17 protein-coding genes are annotated in these 19,048 nt (G+C 46.4%); 14 read left to right on the forward strand and 3 right to left on the reverse strand.

From position 1 onward, the window contains the following. Window positions 1–9 precede the first annotated feature (9 nt). Window positions 10–1,131 carry a hydrogenase small subunit gene (locus tag K7R10_RS09390; protein WP_224484449.1) on the reverse strand — a complete coding sequence of 374 codons (1,122 nt, stop codon included), beginning with the start codon at window positions 1,129–1,131 and terminating at the stop codon, window positions 10–12. A 159-nt stretch (window positions 1,132–1,290) separates the two neighbouring features. Here K7R10_RS09390 and K7R10_RS09395 point away from each other — a divergent pair, with 159 nt between their 5' ends. From K7R10_RS09395 to K7R10_RS09420, 6 genes are all read left to right on the forward strand, one after another. Next, window positions 1,291–1,632: a hydrogenase maturation nickel metallochaperone HypA/HybF gene (locus K7R10_RS09395; RefSeq protein ID WP_224484450.1), complete on the forward strand. Its 342-nt coding sequence runs from the start codon at window positions 1,291–1,293 to the stop codon at window positions 1,630–1,632. Window positions 1,633–1,643: 11 nt separating this feature from the next. After that, a complete protein-coding gene (hypB, locus tag K7R10_RS09400; protein WP_224484451.1) occupies window positions 1,644–2,546 on the forward strand; it encodes a hydrogenase nickel incorporation protein HypB in 903 nt (300 codons plus the stop codon). Further along, window positions 2,546–2,794: a HypC/HybG/HupF family hydrogenase formation chaperone gene (locus K7R10_RS09405; protein WP_224484452.1), complete on the forward strand. Its 249-nt coding sequence runs from the start codon at window positions 2,546–2,548 to the stop codon at window positions 2,792–2,794. Before hypB ends, K7R10_RS09405 begins: the two co-directional genes overlap by 1 nt. Next, complete coding sequence (locus tag K7R10_RS09410) at window positions 2,787–3,467, forward strand: GNAT family protein (RefSeq protein WP_224484453.1); 681 nt, start codon at window positions 2,787–2,789, stop codon at window positions 3,465–3,467. The genes K7R10_RS09405 and K7R10_RS09410 overlap by 8 nt, the downstream gene beginning before the upstream one ends. After that, window positions 3,464–5,158 carry a tetratricopeptide repeat protein gene (locus K7R10_RS09415; RefSeq protein ID WP_224484454.1) on the forward strand — a complete coding sequence of 565 codons (1,695 nt, stop codon included), beginning with the start codon at window positions 3,464–3,466 and terminating at the stop codon, window positions 5,156–5,158. The genes K7R10_RS09410 and K7R10_RS09415 overlap by 4 nt, the downstream gene beginning before the upstream one ends. An 89-nt stretch (window positions 5,159–5,247) precedes the next feature. Next, window positions 5,248–6,417 carry a PQQ-dependent sugar dehydrogenase gene (locus K7R10_RS09420; RefSeq protein WP_370631309.1) on the forward strand — a complete coding sequence of 390 codons (1,170 nt, stop codon included), beginning with the start codon at window positions 5,248–5,250 and terminating at the stop codon, window positions 6,415–6,417. Window positions 6,418–6,496: 79 nt separating this feature from the next. Here K7R10_RS09420 and murQ read toward each other — a convergent pair whose 3' ends face one another. Next, complete coding sequence (gene murQ, locus K7R10_RS09425) at window positions 6,497–7,324, reverse strand: N-acetylmuramic acid 6-phosphate etherase (RefSeq protein WP_224484455.1); 828 nt, start codon at window positions 7,322–7,324, stop codon at window positions 6,497–6,499. Between the two features lie 3 nt (window positions 7,325–7,327). Next, window positions 7,328–8,077, reverse strand: a complete 750-nt coding sequence (locus K7R10_RS09430; protein WP_224484456.1) for a DeoR/GlpR family DNA-binding transcription regulator — start codon at window positions 8,075–8,077, stop codon at window positions 7,328–7,330. Window positions 8,078–8,426: 349 nt separating this feature from the next. On the opposite strand from K7R10_RS09430, the gene K7R10_RS09435 reads away from it, so the two are divergent. From K7R10_RS09435 to K7R10_RS09470, 8 genes are all read left to right on the forward strand, one after another. Beyond that, complete coding sequence (locus tag K7R10_RS09435; protein ID WP_224484457.1) at window positions 8,427–11,606, forward strand: SusC/RagA family TonB-linked outer membrane protein; 3,180 nt, start codon at window positions 8,427–8,429, stop codon at window positions 11,604–11,606. Between the two features lie 11 nt (window positions 11,607–11,617). Further along, window positions 11,618–12,910 (forward strand): RagB/SusD family nutrient uptake outer membrane protein, encoded by a 1,293-nt coding sequence (locus K7R10_RS09440; protein WP_224484458.1) that lies wholly within the window; start codon window positions 11,618–11,620, stop codon window positions 12,908–12,910. Window positions 12,911–12,980: 70 nt separating this feature from the next. Next, a complete protein-coding gene (locus K7R10_RS09445; protein WP_224484459.1) occupies window positions 12,981–14,489 on the forward strand; it encodes a glycoside hydrolase family 10-like protein in 1,509 nt (502 codons plus the stop codon). Between the two features lie 17 nt (window positions 14,490–14,506). After that, window positions 14,507–15,019, forward strand: coding sequence for a GNAT family N-acetyltransferase (locus K7R10_RS09450; protein ID WP_224484460.1), 513 nt, complete (start codon window positions 14,507–14,509; stop codon window positions 15,017–15,019). Then, window positions 14,964–16,280 (forward strand): MFS transporter, encoded by a 1,317-nt coding sequence (locus tag K7R10_RS09455; RefSeq protein WP_224484461.1) that lies wholly within the window; start codon window positions 14,964–14,966, stop codon window positions 16,278–16,280. The genes K7R10_RS09450 and K7R10_RS09455 overlap by 56 nt, the downstream gene beginning before the upstream one ends. Then, window positions 16,246–17,859, forward strand: a complete 1,614-nt coding sequence (locus tag K7R10_RS09460) for a glycoside hydrolase family 3 protein (RefSeq protein WP_224484462.1) — start codon at window positions 16,246–16,248, stop codon at window positions 17,857–17,859. The genes K7R10_RS09455 and K7R10_RS09460 overlap by 35 nt, the downstream gene beginning before the upstream one ends. Window positions 17,860–18,094: 235 nt before the next feature. Further along, window positions 18,095–18,703: a uridine kinase gene (gene udk, locus K7R10_RS09465; protein WP_224484463.1), complete on the forward strand. Its 609-nt coding sequence runs from the start codon at window positions 18,095–18,097 to the stop codon at window positions 18,701–18,703. Continuing rightward, on the forward strand, window positions 18,700–19,026 hold the full coding sequence (locus tag K7R10_RS09470) for an FtsB family cell division protein (protein ID WP_224484464.1): 327 nt from the start codon (window positions 18,700–18,702) through the stop codon (window positions 19,024–19,026). Before udk ends, K7R10_RS09470 begins: the two co-directional genes overlap by 4 nt. Window positions 19,027–19,048 lie beyond the last annotated feature (22 nt).

The following is a 19,048-nucleotide window of genomic DNA, read 5'->3' on the forward strand; positions in this document are numbered from 1 at the left end:
GGTATGTTTTTAATCGTCAAGTTGTTTTTCGTTATCCCGGCCCCTGCTGTTTCGGTCTTTGAGTTCTTTCCTTTTGGAAACATTGGCTGCGATGGCATGAGCGGCAATTCCTCCTGCCAGAACACCGGCTGCAACCTTTCCTATAGTATCTGCACTGCTTTCGATCCCAAAACCTCCGAGGCTTGTAAGCCTCTCGTAAAATGGTCCGTTATCCCAGAAATCCTCTTCGCTGCAACCTATACAACCATGACCCGACTGAATGGGAAAGCTGACCCCGTTATTCCACCTGATGGTTCCGCAGGCATTATAGGTCATGGGGCCGCGACAGCCCACTTTATAGAGGCAGTAACCCTCTTTTGCGTTCTCATCGTCAAAGCTCTCTGCGAACAATCCGGCATCATAGTAAGGACGGCGATAGCAGGAATCGTGTACCCTCTTGGCATAAAAAGCCTTAGGCCTGCCCAGGCCATCTAACTCGGGTAATCGGTCAAAGGTGATCATATGAACAATGATCCCGGCCATTACTTCCCCTATGGGAGGGCATCCCGGTACTCTGATGATGGGTTTGTCTTTGATGATTTTATGAATCGGTGTAGCTTCAGTAGGATTCGGATAAGCTGCCTGTACACAACCGTTGGAGGCGCAGCTTCCCCAGGCTATGATCGCCTTGGCTCCTTTGGCCGACTCTAACAGCAGTTCCCTGGCCGATCTGCCGGCTATACAACAATAACCGTCATTGGCCATGGGTACTGAACCCTCGACACATAAAATATAATCACCATGGTATTTTTCCATGGTCTCGTGTTTTGCGGCTTCTGCCTGGTGGCCCGAAGCAGCCATCAGGGTCAAGGTATAATCAAGGGAAATCTTGTTGAGTATAATATCAGATACGATAGGGTGATCTGAACGAATGAACGATTCGCTGCAACAGGTGCATTCCTGAAAGTGTTCCCAGATCACGGGTACCCGATAGGTCGTTTCCAATGACTTGACCACCTGGCCGATCATCGATGTCTCTACGCCCATATATGCCGCGATATAGGTGGCGAACTTCATAAAGTCCCGTCTGCTGTAACCTTGTTTTATGATACTCTCATAATAGGTCTCACGGGTGTCGGTCTTTGTTGCCATGATGATTGATTTTTTCTTCTTTGGTAAATACAGTATGCACTAAAACAACCTAAAACTATCAAATCAAAATCGTTAAAATGCTGATAATTATCATGTTATTAACCGCGAATAGTGAGTAAAATTGAATAACAGGAAATTTTTATTAACAGATCTGTAATTATGCATGAATTATCGGTAGCCATGGGGATCGTCAGGATCGCAGAAGCTGAACTCAGGAATTCAGGTGCAGGGAAGATCGATAAGATCGAACTGCAGATAGGTACCCTGGCTGGTATTGAATTCGAGGCATTGGATTTTGTCTGGCCGATGGCCGTGAGAAATACAGTGCTGGAAGGTGCCGAAAGAGAACTCGAGATCATTACTGCCTGCGGAAAATGCCTGGAGTGTGATCACGAATACGAAATGCAAAAATTATACGATCCTTGTCCGCTCTGCCGGAGTAACCTCAGGGGGATCATCAGGGGGCGGGAATTAAGGGTAAAGGCCCTCGAAGTAACTTAAATAATATCGATATGTGCGGAACATGCGGCTGCGGAGGAGACGGGAATCATATGCACCTGGTCACCCCGAAACAAAGTAAGGATCTGAAATCAGATCAAATGCCCGCCAAAGGCAGGGCTAATGATCAAATCAATGGTCATGAGCACCACCATCACGCTCACCACCATGATCATGTGCACGACGGTCATCATCATGATCATCATCATGACCACCATGGGCATTCACATCATCATGATCATGATCACAAAAAAAAGGTGATCGAAGTCGAACAGGATGTATTGCATCATAATGAACTCATGGCAGCAAGAAACCGTGGTTACTTTGAAGCATTACAGGTAGCAGCTCTGAACCTGGTTAGCTCACCCGGCTCAGGAAAAACGGCCATTCTGGAACACACTCTCAATGCTTTAAAAGAAGAAATAGCATTTTACGTCATAGAAGGAGACCAGCAAACAGACAACGATGCCAACCGCATCGCGGCTACAGGTACTTCGGTAGTGCAGATCAACACCGGGAAAGGTTGTCACCTTGAAAGCGATATGATCTATGAGGCGGTTCAACAATTGCAGATCAAAACCGGTTCGGTGCTTTTCATTGAAAACGTCGGAAACCTGGTCTGCCCTGCCATGTTCAACCTGGGCGAAACCGACAGGGTAGTGATCATCAGCACAACCGAGGGCGTAGACAAGCCCTTGAAATACCCGGATATGTTCCTGAGCTCCCAGCTTTGCCTGATCAACAAAACAGACTTGTTATCTTATTTGGATATCGATCTTGCCGAGCTGAAGGAAAACGCACTGAAGATCAACCCGAATCTCAGTTTTATTGAGGTGTCTGCCACAAAAGGAACAGGAATGGAGCAATGGTTCAGCTGGCTGAAAGAAAAGATCAAACAACCTCAAACCCAAAGCTGATGTGTCTCGCCATACCCGGAAAACTGATCGCCGTAACCGACCAACTGGATGGTACCTTCAGAATGGGAAATGTATCTTTCGATGGTGTGATTAAAAATGTAAGCCTGGCTCTGGTACCTGATGCCAGGGTCGGTGATTACCTGATGATACATGTGGGTGCAGCTATAAGTATCGTAGATGAGACAGAGGCGAGAAAGACCTTTGAGGTGCTGAAACAATTGGGTGAATTAGATGAACTGAATGAGTGATTATACCCGCAGTGTGATGCCATATTTTGAACTATCGAAAACAGACCAAAATTTTCCTCCTGCACATTTTGCAGATCACGAAGGAATGCTTGCTGTCGGAGGAAATATGAGCAAAGAATTACTGCTCAAAGCATACGCCCAGGGCATCTACTACTGGCATCACCCCATGAAATATGTGAAATGGTGGTCACCTGATCCACGAATCATCCTTCGCCTGCCGGTTCAGCAGAAAAAGAACGGCAGTTCGATCAGGGTGGAACAATTACTAACAACTGAGAAATTTGATTCAGTTCTTGATCATTACGAATCACTGAATCACAAAACCGCTGCCGTTGATTGGAACTGGCTGCCGGCCAGGATGAGAAGAATATTCAGCGCCTTATTTAAGGAGCAACAGGTTTATGCCTATGGATTTTACCGGGAAAATGAGCTGAGAGGTGGTCTTTTCGGTTATGCGAATGGCGAAGTTTTTATGGGCGAGTATCTCTGGGCAACTTCGGTCAATGAGCGGCTTTCAGGACTTACAGTGGTCACTGAATTACTTGCGAAACAAGGTTTTACCCTTATCGATATGCACAAGCCAGGTTTTTATTGTGACCGGCTTTGCTGCGAGGAAATGTCACGACTGGAATTCACCAGCCTTTGTAAACGTCAAAATACAGCAAAGCCATGAGACACTATAAAACCGATGATTCCGGTCAATTAAAAGACATGGAGAGAACACTTGCCGATGCCGGAACCCCTGTGGAAAAAATAGGATTGTTGCAACTGGAAGCAAAGCGATTAAAAGAGAAAGGAAACAGAGAAGCTGCCATCCATTGCTTGCTGCTGGCTCTCGATCTGTCGGAAAAATCGGAAAGCCCTGTTACCGATAGCATAGCAGGGGTGCACAACAACCTTGCCTTGATCTACCGTGCAGATGAACCTGATAAAAGTTTGAAACATTTTAAGGCCTCCCTGAAAATTATCGAAAATGAAACAGCCCAACACCCTGATCAAAGCCTTCGTCTGGCTCACCTGAATTACAACCTGGCAGAACTGTATTTTGAGAAACATGATCATTACCGGGCTAAAAAGCATTATAAAAAGGCGATTGAAGAATACAGCCGGCATAAAAAGGAAGCATTTAGGGCTTCGATGGCGAGATCCCACTATCAGCTGGGGATGATCTATTATCAGGAACATCTGCTATTCGACGCCAGGCTTCATTTCACCAAAGCCATTGAAATTTTGCGGGCTTTGGCCGAATCAGACAGCTTCAAATACAGTCCGTTTCTCGCCGCAGCCCTGAACAATCTCGCCAGCGTCTTTCTGGGCATCCCGTCTTATGAGAAGGCTGTCAATGCATTGACCGAAGCCGGAGATCTCTACCAATATTTAAGCCGGCATGACAGGTCTTATCTGTCTTTCACACTGAATAATCTGAACAGTCTTGCGGTTGCATATGCTAAAAGGGGTGACTACCATAATGCCCTGGAAAAGGGTTTACAACTTTGCTCTGAGTATGAAAATTTATTCCAGGAGAAACCTGAAAAGTTTACACACTACCTGGCAACGGCCTGGCATAACTGCGGAGTATATGCTCTTGAGCTCAAAGCAGCTTCGAAAGCTGTCAAATTCTTCGGAAAGGCACTGGAGCTCCGCAGACCGCTTTGTTCACATGCCCCGGTCGAATTCACCCCCGATACGGTTTCCACCCTGCTGAATAAACTGGAAGGCCTTCAGATACTATGGGAAGACAGTCTGGAGCCTGCTTTGATCACAGAATCACAAGAACTGCTGGAAGAGGCCAGGTTGAGATTAGCGAAGCTTTCACAGGAACATCCCGCTGTGAAGAACATGCAGAACGATTGTGATTATTACGCCGATAGGTTTCAGCAGGCAGACACAGGTGAACTGGCATTCAGCTCCCGGCAAAAGAAAATTCAACCCCTGCAGACTGAGATACATTCGACTCTTGTTGCCGAAGATAAAATACCTTTCCAGCAGACTATCGTCGATCTGCTAGAAGTTTTTCACCGGCAGTATCCTGATAATACCCGCGGACAAACAGAATTGATCCATGCCTATAACGACCTGAGCTGGTATCTTATGCGTACCGGAAAGCTGAAGGATGCAGCTGCTTTCCTCTCAAAAGCGAAAGAAAACGGAGGAAGCGACTTTCCCGAAGTTCGCTGCAATGAAGCCCATCTTGCATTGCTGAATCAACAAACAACCGAAGCACTGCAAGCATACCGAAGGTTGGCAGAAAATGGCCGAAACCCGGAAGCCACAGAAATGATCAACAAAGACCTTAAAAAACTAAGGGAAGAAGGAGTCATTCCGGCAGAATTTCCATCTCCCTTTCAGAACTCATCATCATAAGCGGCAGGGTACGCCAAAAGATATTTTAACTTTTTTTTAATGCCCGGAGCGCAGCATTATCACCAAATTAGAGGTTAAAATAAATAACCATGTACAAAAGACTATTTCTCAATATTGCCGCAGTGGCACTGCTGCTTTCTTCCTGCCAGGAAGATAAGAACAACGAAAATACGGTCATGAACCAGGAGCAGGATCCGGCCGATGTAGAGATCACCACTCCTGAGGAAACCTCCTACACCCTTGAAACAGTGGTTGAAGGTATCAGCATTCCCTGGGGTATGGAATTTCTTCCTGACGGAAGTATGCTGATCACTGATAAGAGCGGAGAACTTATCCATTTCAAAGACGGGGAAAAAACCCAAATACAGGGTTTACCCGAGATTTATGTACGCGGACAAGGGGGGCTCATGGACCTGGAATTGCATCCCGATTACGAAAATAACGGATGGATCTATATCAGCTATGCCTCACCTGAAGGCGAGGGGGAAGGCGGGCATACCGCTATTATGCGCGCAAAGCTCGATGGGGATCAACTCGTGCAACAGGAAGTCCTGTATAAGGCAACACCCAATTCAACCAGTGGAAGACACTTTGGTTCCCGCATAGATTTTGATAACCAGGGATACCTTTTCTTTACGATAGGAGAACGGGGTAACAGAGATGTCAATCCGCAGGATATTACACGCGATGGCGGTAAGGTATACCGTTTATACGATGACGGACGCGTACCGGAAGACAACCCTTTCACAGACCGTGAAGATGCGGTAAAAGCTATCTGGAGCTACGGACATCGAAATCCGCAGGGAATGCTGGTACATCCCGACACCGGAGAGATCTGGGTTCATGAACATGGTCCTCAGGGAGGGGATGAGATAAATGTAGTCAGAAAAGGAGCCAACTATGGCTGGCCCGTGATCAGTTATGGTGTAAATTATGATGGAACCCCTTTTACCGAGCTCACTGAAAAGGAAGGCATGGAACAACCGCTTTATTATTGGGTACCTTCAATAGCGCCAAGCGGAATGGCTTTTGTAACCTCAGACGTATATCCCGACTGGAAAGGAGACCTGCTGGTAGGCTCCCTTAAATTTCAGTATCTGGAACGCCTGGAGATCGAAGACCGAAAGGTTGTTAAAAGAGAAAAGATCGCTGAGGGCTTAGGCCGTCTGAGAAATGTACGTATCGGGCCTGACGGCTATATCTATATGGGGGTTGAAGGAAAAGGAATTGTCAAAATTGTTCCTGAAGAGCAGTCCTGATCAGAACGAAAATCTTACAATAAAAAAATCCCGGATGCCTCCGGGATTTTTTTATTAAACCATTCTATTAATGAGGAATTTATTCCCCTTTCCTCACTTCCTGCAAGGCCTTCTTTACCGAGCCATGCTTTTCGAGCAGGGCCGCAGCCGTAGGCCGGTCGATATCGAGTTCGTCCATTAAAAACCGGATACCCCGATCGACGAGTTTCTTATTGGTAAGTTGCATATTGACCATCTTATTCCCCTCTACCCTTCCGATTTTGATCATAAGAGCTGTGCTGATCATGTTAAGAACGAGCTTTTGAGAGGTTCCGCTTTTCATACGGGTACTCCCGGTCACGAATTCAGGTCCGACAGCCACCTCTACAGGTATATCTACGGCTTCTGCCAGGGGTGATCCCGGGTTATTGGTAATGCATCCGGTAAGTATACCCTGCTTCCGCGCTTCTGTAACACCGCCGATCACGTAAGGGGTGGTACCTGAAGCAGCGATCCCGATTACCACATCATTTTTATTGATTTCATATTCCTGCAGGTCTTTCCATGCCTGGGTGGTATCATCTTCAGCGAATTCGACCGCCTTCCTGATGGCACCGTCTCCTCCGGCTATCAGCCCAAGAACCCTGTCAAAAGGCATTCCGAAGGTCGGAGGTATCTCTGAGGCATCGAGTATACCCAGCCTTCCACTGGTTCCCGCACCTATATAGAACAAGCGGCCTCCATCTAAAAAGCGAGAGGTTATTTCGTCTACCAGTTGTGAGATCTCAGGAATCTTTTCTGCGACCGCGTCTGCTACTTTTTGATCCTCCCTGTTGATACTGGATAAGATGGTTGTGGTATCCATTTTTTCCAGATCATTATATAAGGAAGGTGATTCTGTAATTTTCTTAAAGTTGGTTTTACTCATGCTTTATTTTAAAAGAACGTCAAAATTGCTAAAAGGCTTTAGTATCTGATCTTCCGGATCGAGCTCCGTGATCAGACAGTCGATGGCGTCGATATCACAAGTCTTGAATCGCTGTGCCGAATTCAGTTTATCAGAAATACACAATAGAACGTTCTTTCTTGAACTCTTGATCATGGCTTTCTTGATCTGAACGACCTCATAATCGAACTCGGTCAATCCGTGATTAACATCGAGGTATCCGGTTCCTAAAAAGCAGATATCTGCCCGTATCTGAGACAGTTCCTGTACGGTACTTGCACCTACAGACAACTGTGCATCTTTCGATATCTTCCCCCCTATAAAAATAACCTCTGCATTGGGATGAGCCAATAGCTGCAGGGCTATGGGAAGACTCGGAGTAAATACGGTAACATGAAGCTTAGGAGGCAATAAGCGGGCAAGTTCAAGATTCGTTGTACCGCCGCTCATCAAAACTACAGAGTTCTCCTTGATCAGGGGTATCGCCTTTTGGGCAATAAACGATTTCTTCTCCCGGTTGAAAATATCAGAATGGTTGAACGGAAAGGTATTGTACCCTAAAGAGATAGCACCTCCGTGAACCTTTTTCAACTTTTTATTGTCATCGAGTTCCTTCACGTCGCGGCGAACAGTATCTATAGAGACGCCTAAAGAATCTGCGATATCTGATAATTGTATACGACTGTGAACACTTACCTCATTCAGTATATATTGTTGCCGTTCTGCCTTTAACATCTTTTGCTGATTATATTTCTCAAATATATAAAATTATTCCTATTTGCAGTTTTTTGCAGTTTTTATTTAAAATTTTTCGAAACAAAACCATCGAATCGAAAAAATAAACCGCAAAAAATTGCAGAATTAATAAGAAATGTCTTTATTTGAAATGCTGAATAATGTCAATTATTGGCTGTTTTTGCTTCAAAATACTGCATAAGTCCTTGAATTCATTGGGCTTAAAATTGCAAAAAAGGGCAAAATCAATCATAAGAAACGAAAACGATTTCGGAGTATTAGCCGGCAAAAGCATCCGGTAGGAGATATTCAGCTGAAGCTATTAACTATTTATTAACTAATTCAAATTATGAAAAGAAAATTCTTGTGTGACAGCTTTTCGGCTTTGCAGACACTCTTCTTTTTAGGGTTACTGCTAATGCCGTTTGCTATGAGCGCCCAGAACAACATCACTTCCTTTTCAGGAAAAGTGACCGACGCAAACAGCGGCATCCCTCTGGTGGGTGTTTCTGTTATGGTCGAAGGAACGACCTATGGAGCTACCACAGATTTTGATGGTACCTACACCTTCTCTGCCACCCTTGAGTCAGGAAGCTACACTTTAAAAGCTCAATACCTCGGGTACAGCAGTAAATCACAAACCGTTGATGTAAGCTCTTCTGTAAGTACGGTAACCGCTGACTTTCAGTTAAAAGAAGACCTTTTGAGTCTTGACGAAGTCGTGGTAACAGGTACTGCAGGTAACGTGAGCCGACGACAGCTGGGTAACGCGGTCGGAACCATTAAGGCAGAATCTATCGCCAACACCGGTTCATCAAACCCTTTATCTGCTATTTCGGGTAAAGTAGCCGGAGCAATCGTGACCCAGAACTCCGGTGATCCTGCCGGTGGTTTCTCGGTACGTCTTCGTGGTATCAGCACCATTAACGGTTCTTCTGAACCTTTATATGTGATCGATGGTGTGATCGTTGATAACAGTTCACAAAACGTGATCAACCTGAATGCCGATGCTATGGGAACCAACTTCCAGGCCGGTCAGAACCGTCTGGTTGATATCAACCCTGATGACATCGAAAGCATCGAGATCCTGAACGGTGCTGCTGCGGCAGCTATCTATGGTTCACTGGCTTCTAACGGAGTTGTGCAGATCATCACCAAAAAAGGGAAGGCTGGAGATGCCCGCGTAAGTTTTTCTACCGGTACTTCTACCAGCTGGGTAAGAAAGCGTCTTGATTTCAACGACTTCCCTGAGCGTTTCGGATACCCGGGAGATGAGCGTTTGACCACTACAGGAGACAGACTTACCACCATTGCCGACCTGCGTTCGGCCGACGACCGTGCCGCATTGCCTGGAACAGGACCAGCTGCATTGGCTGGAAGACCGCTAGTAGAAAACACCTATGGGGTTACACGTTACGATTACCAGGATGTGATCTTCAGAGATCTGGCCTTTGGAACTGACAACAATTTCTCTATTACCGGAGGAAATGAGAAGTCTCAATACTACTTCTCTACTAATTACAACCGTAACCAGGGTATCATCGACGATACGTATTTCCAGAATTACGGAGCCCGTTTGAACATTTCACATGAGCTAACAGACAATCTGAGCGTTTCAGCCGGTCTGAACTATGCCAATTCAACTTCAGAAGACAAACCGAACGGTAACAACTTCTTTAGCCCGATCTCTTCTATCTTTATCACCGACAACGTATGGAATGCTGAAGAAAGAGACGAATTAGGCAACCTGTTACCCGTAGAGCCGGTACGTCTGAATCCTGCCACCATCATACAGACCTATGATATCACCCAGGAGACCAACCGTATCATCGCTAACGGAACCATTAACTATTCACCTCTGGAAAACCTGAACCTTAGATACACTATAGGTCAGGACACCTATTCCCTGAAAGGAAATACCTTTCAGCCAAGAGTACCGTATGCAGGGGTTAGTTCAGCTTTCTTCCCTGACGGATATGCGGCTGTGGCTACCTCGAGCTTCCTTAGCCGTACCAGTGACTTCCTGGCAGATTACAAGGTCGACCTGACTGAGGCATTTACATTGACCTCTACTGTAGGTGGACAGTACCTGTACAGAAGAACAGAATCTACCCGTGCTGAAGGAAGAGACCTGCAAAGCGGAGTTCAAACCATCAACGGAGCACAGAACCTTTTCAACCCTCCGTCTGAGTCACGTTCAGAGTTCGCTCTATGGGGTGGATTCATTCAGGAAAACCTGAGCTGGGACAATAAGGTATATCTTACCCTGTCTGCCCGTGTGGATGGTGCCTCTTCATTCGGTGAAGATGAGCGTAACCAGTTCTATCCGAAAGCCAGTACCTCGATTATACTTTCTGACTTTGATTTCTGGAACGAAGATTCTTTCTGGAACACCCTGAAGCTTCGTGCTTCTTATGGTGAAGCCGGTAACCTTACCGCTATTGGACCTTACAGCCGATTTACCAATGCCAGCCCGGTTATACTTGCAGGCCTTGGAGGTTTCGTGCCTCAGTCAAGCCTCGGTGACGAGGGGATCAGCCCTGAGCGAATGAAAGAGTTCGAAGCGGGAGCAGACCTGTCGTTCTTTAACGGAAGACTGGCTATTCAGGGTACATATTATACCCAGGATATCGAAGACCTGATTCTGAATATCGGTATCGCTCCTTCACAAGGTGGTACTTCGATCCTGACCAATGTCGGAACCATGAAAAATCACGGGGTTGAATTCCTTGTAAGCGGTTCTCCTGTAAAAACAGCAGATTTCAGCTGGGATGCAACCTTCTCTTTCAATACCTTTAACAATGAGGTGAACAATGCAAACACCGGTCGCCTTGGTGCTCCTATCAGAGGTGGTGGAGGTACCCAGTCTTTGATCGATGGTGAACCACTTGGTGTATTCGTTGGTACCTTTTTTGCCCGAAATGAAGACGGAAGCCTGCTTTTAAGCCCTGAAGGACTGCCTCAGGTTGAGCGCGGAGATGACACCACCGGTGAAATTCAGCGCGATGCCAACGGACAGCCAACCGGAACTCCTCTGAGAAAGATCCTCGGTAATCCGAATCCTGAGTATACCGCATCTTTCATCAACGAACTGAACTGGAAGCGCTGGAGCTTCAGAATGCAGTTTGACGCCGTTGGAGGTTATGACGTATACAACTGGAACTCGATTACCGGAAACAACGTAGGTGCAGGACCTCTTGCCGAAGCTGAGCTTCGCGGAGAAGTACCACGTGGATGGGTTGCCGCTATCGGTGGTTTCATCGGTCCTCGTATCCAGGAATTCCACGTTGAAGACGGTTCATTCGTGAAATTGCGTGAATTGCAGTTATCATATGATTTCGGTGACACCGGATTTGCTGAGAACCTGAACGTAAGCCTAATCGGTCGTAACCTGGTTTCTTTTGATGACTATTCAGGTTTCGATCCTGAAACCAACTCAGCCGGTCAAAGTAACCTTGTACGTGGTGATGACTTCGGTAACGTACCGATTCCTGCCTCGCTGCAACTGAGATTATCTGCGTCATTCTAAAATAAAGAACAATGAAGAAGATCATATATACAACAATGTTATCACTGGGAATGGTTACCCTGTTTCCATCGTGTGAAACCGATTTTGAAAACCCGAATGCACCGCGTGTTGAAGCTGTAAGCGAATCAACCGAGTCATTACTCGGCCTGGTGGTCGGACTGGAATACCAGTACACCATAGGTGGTGCCAGTGGTTTATATAACGCCATTACCGGAAGCGGGTTTACCGCCGGAGAGCTGGAACTGCTCAATGCAGGTAATGCCCCCCTGGCAAACCTTCTCGATGGAGGTACCACCCTTACCCCGGGAAATTCAGTGGTTACCAACTTGTGGACGAATCTGCAACTGGTTCGTGAAAACGCCCAGACGGTGATCGATAATTCTGTGAACGCAGGAACCGAAGCCCAGGCTAACGGTATTAAAGCTTACGGACACTTTTACAAAGGACTGGCGATTGGTACCATGGCTCAGTTCTGGGAGCAAGGTGTGATCGAAACCGCCGAAGATGCTCCGTTTGTAAGCAGAGATGCTGCTCTTGCAGCTGCGATTGCCAGCCTGGAACAAGCTGCTTCACTTTCTAACTCAGGAGTTCCAGCAGAAGTCACCAATGCTGTTGGCTCTCAGATCGACCTGAATAATGCCGCCCAGGCATTGATTGCAAGGTATTCCCTTATGGCCGGTGATAATGCTGCAGCCATCGCCGCAGCACAAGCCGTTGACAAGTCGTCTACTTCTGTATTCATCTTTGATGCGGTATCACCTAACCCGGTATTTCGCTCTTCCCTGAATACGAATAACGTGTTCGACGTGATAGCAGCACCGGCTTTCGGTCTTGATGGAGAACTGGCAGCAGACCCTGCAGACCAGAGAATTCCTTTCTACCTGGAGGCTAATGCCGATAACGGTAAAGGATTCTTTACAGGCGATGCAGCCTCTATTCCGGTATATCTTCCTGGGGAGATCGATCTGATACTTGCCGAGGCCTATGCCCGACAAGACCAGACTCAACAGGCAGTTGATGCTCTGAACGCAGTACTGACCAAAACCCCTGAAGCATCACTCTTCGGTTTGGGTGCCGGACTCCCTGCTTATTCAGGTGCAACCGACCAGGCGTCACTGTTGACAGAGATCTATAAGAACCGTTGCATTGAATTGTACATGTCGGGAATGAAGTTCGAAGACAGCCGTCGTTTCGGTCGTCCCGGACCTAATGATGCCAATTCAGAAAGAAACCGCAACTGGTATCCTTATCCGAACCTTGAGCGTGATAACAACCCGAACACGCCAACTGATCCAGCAATTTGATTTTAGTTATTATAGTTAGCTAAATGTAAGGCCTGCTTAATATCTTTAGGCGGGCCTTTTTTTTAACGTTATGAAGCACTTACTTTTTATTAGTACCCTTGTTGCGCTGTGCACCTCTTGTGGCAGCCTCTCTGAAAAATCACCCAAACGCGAAATGCGCGCTGTATGGATCGCCACGGTCGTTAATATCGACTGGCCCAAAGAAGGCGGCGACCCCATATCAAAAAAGAAAAAAGACTTCATCGAGATCCTCGATTTCTATGAAGAAATGAATTTTAATACGGCCATCGTGCAGATCAGAACAGCCGGTGATGCCTTTTACCCCACTCAAAAAGCACCTTGGTCCCGGTATCTGACCGGCAAGGAAGGTGAAGCGAGCGCAGACTACGATGTACTGCTCGAATGGATGATCGAAGAAACCCATGACAGAGGAATGGAGTTTCACGCCTGGCTGAATCCGTATCGTGCGACTTTTAATCTTGACACTGCAAGCCTGGCAAAGAATCACGACCTTAATAAACATCCGGAATGGATGATCAAATACGGTACTAAGTATTACTATAACCCCGGCCTGCCCGAAGTTCAGCAGCACCTTACTGATATCACGGCAGAACTGGTCGAACGTTACGATCTGGACGCCATTCACTTTGACGATTATTTTTACCCCTATAAAATTGCCGGAGAAACCTTCAACGACACCAAATCCTTTAAAAAATACAGCTATGAAGACCAGTCTGTGGAAGACTGGCGCAGAGCCAACGTAGACAGCCTTATCAAAAAAACCCACCAGGTCATCAAAGCCCGGAAACCCTGGGTGCAATTCGGCATTAGTCCTTTCGGGGTATGGCGCAACAATGACAAAGATCCTAAAGGGTCAGACTCAAAGGCAGGTCAAACGAATTACGACGACCTGTATGCCGACCCCATGAGCTGGCTACGTAACGGGTGGATCGATTATCTCGCTCCCCAATTATACTGGACACTGGACCATCCATTGGCATCACACCGGAAATTGCTCAATTGGTGGAACGAAAATACAGAAAACGTAAACCTCTATATCGGTAACGGAGCCTATCGCGCCCTTACCGACAAAGACGAAGCCTGGCATAACGAAAAAGAACTGGTCGACCAGCTTCAACTGGCCAGATCAGCCGACCGGGTGAATGGTAATGCCTATTTCAGTGCCAAGTCACTTATGGCAGACCGTGAACCGGTAGCAGAATTACTCAGGAAGGCCTACCAATTTAAGGCCCTGCCCCCTGCTCTTCCGGGAGAGAAAAATACCTCTCTCACCGGGGTACAGATAAGCCGGTTCAACCAGGATGAAGAACAACTCTTTGTTTACATGAAGGGGCAGCAACACCCTTTAAAAAACCTGGTGATTTATGACCTTAAAAAAGCACGCGCCCAGCAGGCAGAAAAAGCAAGCAGAATCAAAGCAGTAATACCCGTATCACAGCAAGAGGGAATCGATTTCTTTAGGATCGATAAAAGTGACCTACCCTCTCAAAAAGTGATGATCTATTCGATCATTGACCGCTTTGGAAACGAAAGTGAATTGAGAACCCTGGGGCTCTGACCCTTGAAATATTTATAATGATGAAAGACATGCTGGTTCGGCTGTTAGACCTTCCTGATATGAAAGAAAAGGAAGCCAGCCTGAGAAAAGAAGAATCGATACTGATCAGAAGACCTATTTCACCTGAGATGAGTCAACTGATCGAATGGACAGAAGAGCATTTCAGCGAGTTTTGGGCCAATGAGGTTCAGGCTGCATTTTTCCAACAACCACCTAGTTGTTTTATCGCTCAAAAAGGAAACGAGATCATCGGCTTTGCCTGCTACGAGACCACGGCCCGTTCGTTTTTCGGTCCGACAGGTGTGCTGCCCGAATACAGGAAACTGGGGCTGGGCAAGGTGCTTTTGGTAAAAAGCCTGGAGGCCCTTAGAGAAATGGGATATGTCTACGGCATCATCGGAGGTGTCGGCCCTGAAGAATATTATAAGAAAACCGTGAATGCTGTCACCATCGACGGCTCTGAAAAGAACATCTATGAAAACCTACTCCGCAGAAATGACAGAAACGAAAAAGGAAACGAAAAAGGATAAGAATGCCTGGTACTGGGTTCCCTCGTTATACTATACAGAAGGTTTACCCTATGTGATCGTCATCACCGTTTCGGTGATCATGTATAAAAAACTCGGGATCAGCAATTCAGATATCGGCCTCTATACCAGCCTGCTGTATCTCCCCTGGGTGATCAAACCCTTATGGAGCCCTATAGTCGACCTGAAGGGAACAAAGCGAAAATGGTTCCTGGCCATGCAGCTATTGGTCGCACTGGCCTTTACCATTACCGGCTTTTCTCTGGGCAGCTCTTCATTTTTTCTTATCTCATTGGCTTGTTTCTGGATGGCTGCCTTTGCTTCAGCCACCAATGATATCGCATCAGACGGATATTATATGATCGCACTCAGCGAAAAGAAACAGTCATTTTTCCTGGGGGTCAGAAGTACTTTCTACCGTCTGGCTATGATCACCGGGCAAGGATTGGTGGTTGTGGTTGCCGGTATGTTGGAAACGCGCCTGGGAGACAATGCTAAAGCATGGTCATACACCATGATCTTTACGGGGCTGCTGATGGCTGTTTTGACCATCGTCAACTTTTTCTCCACCCCGAAGGTGGAAGATGAACGCCCCCCGGCTGACAAAAAGAATCTTGATTTTGTTTCGGTATTTAAATCCTTTTTTCAAAAAAAACAGATCGGCCTGGCCCTGGCTTTTATTCTCCTGTACCGTCTGGGTGAATCCCAACTGGTAAAAATGGCTTCTCCCTTTCTACTTGACGATTCAGATGCCGGAGGTATGGCTTTGAGCACCACCGAGGTAGGAACCATCTATGGAACCTTCGGAATTATAGCGCTTTCGATAGGAGGTATTCTCGGAGGAGTGGCCATCTCACGCGACGGCCTCGGGAAATGGATGATGCCGATGATCCTGGCCCTGAACCTGCCTAACCTCTTTTATGTGTTACTCAGCCTGTTTGAAACCCAATCGATCTATTGGGCCACCGGGGTGGTAATTATCGAGCAATTTGGTTACGGATTCGGCTTTGCCGCCTATCTCATGTACCTGATCTATATCGCCGAAGGAATCTCTAAAACCTCTCATTATGCCATAGCTACCGGCTTTATGGCGCTGGGCATGATGCTCCCGGGAATGATCAGTGGCTATATACAGGAATTCCTGGGCTATACCGGTTTCTTTATCTGGGTAGTGGCAGCCGCTATTCCGGGGATCCTGGTAGTACGTTATCTAAAATACCCTTATGACTATGGAAAAAAAGACAGCCATGACCAAACCGCATAACCTCACCCTGGAAGAAAAAACAGCTCAGCTGTTCTTTCCTGCCGCCTTTATTAACGACACCCCTGAAGGGATCGCTCAGATCGAAAAACTGATCACCGATCACGGTATTGGCGGACTCACCTTCTTTCACAGCAGGGCAAGCGCCGCGACCAATTATGAGAAAAAGGAAGTGAAGCGCTATGAAGACAGTTACGAGAGACTTATTGAAATGATCGAGCGGTACCAGAAGTTATCGTCCATTCCCCTGCTGATCAGTATCGATGCTGAGTGGGGGCTTGCCATGCGTATTGAAAACACCCCTCAGTTCCCATATGCCCTTACCCTGGGGAGCCTTCCTGCGGAAGACAGGGAATTAATCAGGCAGGTGGGCTACGAAATAGGTAAAGATCTGAAACGGGCCGGCATTCATTATAACCTGGCACCCCTGGCAGACATCAATGACAATCCTGAAAACCCGGTGATCGGATACCGGTCATTCGGACAAGATAAGGAGATCGTGCTGCAGGCATGTCGCTATTACTGCGAAGGGCTGGAGGAAGCCGGAATACTGAATTGCGTGAAACATTTTCCGGGACATGGCAATACCCGTGTAGACTCGCATCTGGGCCTGCCGGTTATCGAAAAAGACAAAGACGCCCTTTATAAAAATGAGCTTTACCCCTTCAGGGAACTAGCCAAAAGCGGAATTGACAGTATTATGGCAGGGCATCTGGCCGTGCCTGCCCTCAGCGGTGACAAACAATTGCCGGCAACCCTTTCTGCAAAGATCATCAAAGGGATTCTGAGAAAAGAATTCGAATTCGAAGGAGTCGTCATTTCTGACGCCCTGAACATGCACAGTGTAAGCAAACTATACACAGAAAAAGGAAAACTGGAACGATTGGCATTTGAAGCCGGAAATGATGTACTCTGCTTCTCAGAAAATACCATCGAAGGAATCAATCAGATCAGTCAGAAATGTGACCCGGAAGAAATACATAACAGTTTTGAAAGACTCATGAAGATGAAGTCGAAAGCAGGGCTTTTCGATGGAAATACTTCATACAAGGGGGATCAAAGCAGAGAGAACCGAAAACAAGTTGCCAGTGACCTTAACAGTCTGTTGGCAACCAAATCGATCATCAACCTCAGCCCAAATGCAGATTCCCCAATTTTGACGAAGAAAGAAGCTTGTCGTTTGATCATTATTGGCAACGATGAGATCGATTCGTTCGTTAAAACATTATCCCGCGATCGTCATCTCAATGTCATTCATCCCGAATCACATACGCGCCTTCTGAATTTACAGGGAGATATCACTACCCTTTTGGCCGTGGTGCCTCCCTCGGTGAAACCTTTGAATAATTTCGGACTCAGCAAGGAGAACATCGATCTGATCAAAGACCTGATCGAGCGCTGGAACCCTGCCCTGTGTCTTTTTGGCAACCCGTATGCCCTTGAGCTGATACCCAACAGCAGGTCTGCCGCATCTGTTGTCATAAGCGGGCAGCTTTTTGAAGAATATCAGGAAGAAGCAGCCCGTGTCGTTACAGGAGAGCTGAAGGCATCGGGTAAACTGCCGGTGGAACTTAAACTTTAAACCAAAAATTCTGTTAGGGTCCCGGACAACCATCGCGCTTTTTCGCCCTAAGCCAATTACAGCCATAGTCTCAGATGTTTAAATACCTGAGTCTGTTATCGACCGATAGTGGTTGCCGGGACTTTTTACATTTTCTTTCCCTGATCGCATCGTTATACCCGTGACACCTGAGTCTTTCAGCATGGCATGGAAGGCTTATTTATTCTGCAAATGACTACATTTGTAAAAAAAGTCCATGCTTATTATAGGAATTGCGGGAGGAACCGGGTGTGGGAAAACAACGGTGGTGAATCAGATCATTCACGAATTACCCGAAAATGAGGTCGGTATTATTTCACAGGACTCCTATTACAGCGATACCTCCCACCTGAGTTACCAGGAACGCACCAAACTGAACTTCGATCACCCTCGTGCCATTGATTTCGATCTGCTCAGACAGCATCTTCTTGAACTGAAGTCAGGCAAACCTATCGAACAGCCGGTTTATTCGTTTGTCAAGCACAATCGCACCAGCGATACCATACTCACCCATCCGAGGAAAGTGATGATCGTTGAGGGCATCCTGATACTGACCAACAAAGAACTCAGGGATCTTTTTGATATAAAGATCTATGTCCATGCAGATTCTGATGAAAGACTTATCAGACGTATCAGAAGAGATATCAATGAAAGAGGTCGCGACATAGACGAAGTACTGCTGCGCTACCAGTCGACTCTGAAACCCATGCATCAGCAGTTTATCGAACCAACGAAAGAATACGCAGATATCATCATACCTAACAACAAATACAATACGGTGGCCGTTGATATCGTACGAACCATTATAAACGAACGTCTCATATGAACTTGAAATCCCTGCGAAAATCAAAGTGGTTCAAATACCTTGGGAACATCTATGTTCTGATCACCACGGTCTTTGTTGTCTGGATGCTCTTTTTTGACACCAACTCCTGGTGGTTCACCCACAGGGAATTAGACAATGAGATCGAAAAATTACGCAAACAGAAAGAACACCTGAAGAAAGAGATCGATAAAGACAAGGCCATTCTTCGCAAATTGCAGGATCAGGTCGAATTGGAGAAGTTTGCGCGCGAAGAGTATTATTTAAAGAAAGATAATGAAGAGATCTTCATTATACAATATGAAGACAGTCTGAAAAACAACTAATATAAATCAGTCAAGAATCTGT

This window comes from Robertkochia aurantiaca (assembly GCF_020166495.1).
Lineage (GTDB): Bacteria > Bacteroidota > Bacteroidia > Flavobacteriales > Flavobacteriaceae > Robertkochia > Robertkochia aurantiaca.